The organism is Streptomyces sp. NPDC002055 (assembly GCF_040296705.1).
Classification (GTDB): Bacteria; Actinomycetota; Actinomycetes; order Streptomycetales; family Streptomycetaceae; genus Streptomyces.
This window is the reverse complement of record NZ_JBEOXS010000143.1, coordinates 1-2,326: the sequence shown is the minus strand read 5'-3', so window position 1 is coordinate 2,326 and position 2,326 is coordinate 1. Positions and strand designations below refer to the sequence as shown.

Below are 2,326 nucleotides of genomic sequence, written 5' to 3'. Positions count from 1 at the left end.
GTTGTTTTTGAATCCACCTTCGAGTAGTATATCTTATAAACATTATGTACAGTGAAGCTTTTCTTTTTTACGCTTTTTTTAGTTTTTGCGCTAGCAATATCACTAAACGAAAATAGACTTAAAATCAATAACAGGCCCATTATTGTAATTAAAATTTTTTTCATAAAATACTCTCCTAACCTAGCTTTTTATGAGATTCAAGGCTTGCTCTTGGTTTTTATTTATAAGAAATTAACGTATGGAATCCTTCCATATCCTTAAATAATCCCTGATTTTTAATAGCTGTATGTTCCACAGAAATTATTTCATAACCCTCTTTTTGCATTTTCGTTAAAATATTATCTATTTGGGTAGTATATTTGTCTTCTACTCCAAAAAGTTGATTAATCCATTTACTAAGGCTATTTATCATAAGAACATGTGTAAATCCATCCTTTGGAGCTATGTGTGATTTTACTTCTTTTTCATAGATGTTATCACTTTGTGCTTTTTGTGTTTTCGTAAACATTTCCATTATTTTCTCCTTACCAGTTTAGTGATGGCGCACATTATTTAAAAAATTATCCAACTCCCAATAATAGCTGGAATTCTTTTTCTGCCATATTAAAGAAATTATGACTTAGATGATAACGATCCAAAAATTGGTAAACATTAATAGCTTCAATTACATCAAAATAACCAATGTAATCTACGATATAATCATGCATTTCTTGCTTATTTATACTAACTTTTATTTCATCTTCAAATATTTCAGTGATAGCTTCATGCAGCTCTAAATATTCATTTTTGATGATTGACTCAGCCAATTCAAAAGGTGCATCTGTTGTATTCACAAACACATTGAAATATTCGTAGTTTCCCCCGTTAGCTTCAAATATTTCCCAAAGAAGAAGAATAGCTTCGTGGTTTGCTCTGGCTTCTTGAGGGTTAATTGCATCAAAATACTTTCCGCGATGGCTATCTTTATTAATAATATGAATCAGTTCATGAGCAATTTCAAAAGGAGTTACTTCAATAGAACTGTAAATCATTATTTTATCATCTGTATTAACGATTGCAGGTATAGGGAACATTTCATCAGCAAATACAGAAAATCCAAACTTTTCAACTTCTTTAAGGAGATATTCTAAAAGCTCCTGTCTGCCCATAGAACCCTCCTTATTTGTCTTCTAAACGTTTGCCTAATAATCGTTTCATAGCTTCTTTAACATCATCAGTTAATGGTCTGCCGTCAAATGAAACCCACTTATCCCAATCAACTTTGCTATCATCTACTAAATCGGCAAGGTCAATACCTTGTTTTTGTTGTTCAGTTTTAATAGAAACAACCTTAGCATTTTCTTTTTTCTGCTCTTTCAATTGAGAAGAAGCGGTATCAAGGACAACTTTTTGACGAGGTTCTTCGAGTTGTGAACTGATTTTATTTATTTCGGATAGAATAGAAGAAACATTTATCCTTGTTGAATCGGTTTGAGGGAAGAAGTCGTCAATTGCAACGTCAAATACTTCTGAAAGTTTTATCAGTTGAGGTTTCTTCGGAGAACGAATGCCAACCTCATAATTTGATATAGTAGTTTTTCCGACTCCTATTTTTTTAGCTAGTTCTTCTTGACTCAGACCAAAATGTTTTCGGTAGTCTTTAATTTTAGAACCTACATATTTATTGATTTGTTCAATTTCCATAAACACATTATATAAGAAAAAACCACGTTTTGCAAACTTTTTTAGTTAAATGACGTTTTTTTCTTGACAAACCACGAAAAGTGGACTATAATTAACTCATAAAGTCAAACAAGCGAACAAACAAAACAGTTGCGAAGCTTCTGTGAATGTAGTTACACGTTGTATTCAACTCAGCGTAAGTAGCAAGTTTGGCAAATAAAAGGCCCCATAGGGGCGGAGAGGAGTGATTTATATGTCAATTAATGATTTGATTAAAGCCATTATTGCTCTAGTGGTTTTAATACTTGGGATAAATTTTATGGTGGATAGGACATTAACTTCATTTACTAGTCTTTACGAGGTTGAAAAAGAAGATGAAAATGGTAAAGAGAGCTGAGATTTCAACAATGGATGAAAATTGATCGATTGATAAAGAAAATAGCGCAACTGTGGGAATATAGCTTCCTAATAATATTCTAAAAAGAGTCTCAATTAATTTTCTTTCTTTATTATTCAAATCTTCAAGTTCTCTCCCGCTTTTCCGCACTATAAATAGAATGAACATTTCAGGAAGGGAAAACAGAAAAAAATAAACAACTCCAACAAAAAAAGAAAGTTTAACAAGATTTAAGTAATCTATTTTAGTAATTACCGAAATAGCAGA

Annotated in this window: 4 protein-coding genes; all 4 read right to left on the bottom strand. The window is 31.5% G+C overall.

Annotated elements, in window-relative coordinates; all coding sequences use genetic code 11:
• Nucleotides 1-217: 217 nt before the first annotated feature.
• Nucleotides 218-514 (bottom strand): hypothetical protein, encoded by a 297-nt coding sequence (locus ABT112_RS35050; RefSeq protein ID WP_003131491.1) that lies wholly within the window; start codon nt 512-514, stop codon nt 218-220.
• Nucleotides 515-560: 46 nt separating this feature from the next.
• A complete protein-coding gene (locus ABT112_RS35045; protein WP_351515819.1) occupies nt 561-1,148 on the bottom strand; it encodes a hypothetical protein in 588 nt (195 codons plus the stop codon).
• A 10-nt stretch (nt 1,149-1,158) separates the two neighbouring features.
• Complete coding sequence (locus tag ABT112_RS35040) at nt 1,159-1,683, bottom strand: helix-turn-helix domain-containing protein (protein ID WP_312257859.1); 525 nt, start codon at nt 1,681-1,683, stop codon at nt 1,159-1,161.
• Between the two features lie 319 nt (nt 1,684-2,002).
• Nucleotides 2,003-2,326, bottom strand: a 324-nt coding sequence (locus tag ABT112_RS35035; protein ID WP_351515818.1) for a hypothetical protein, incomplete at its 5' end; no start/stop codon positions are given.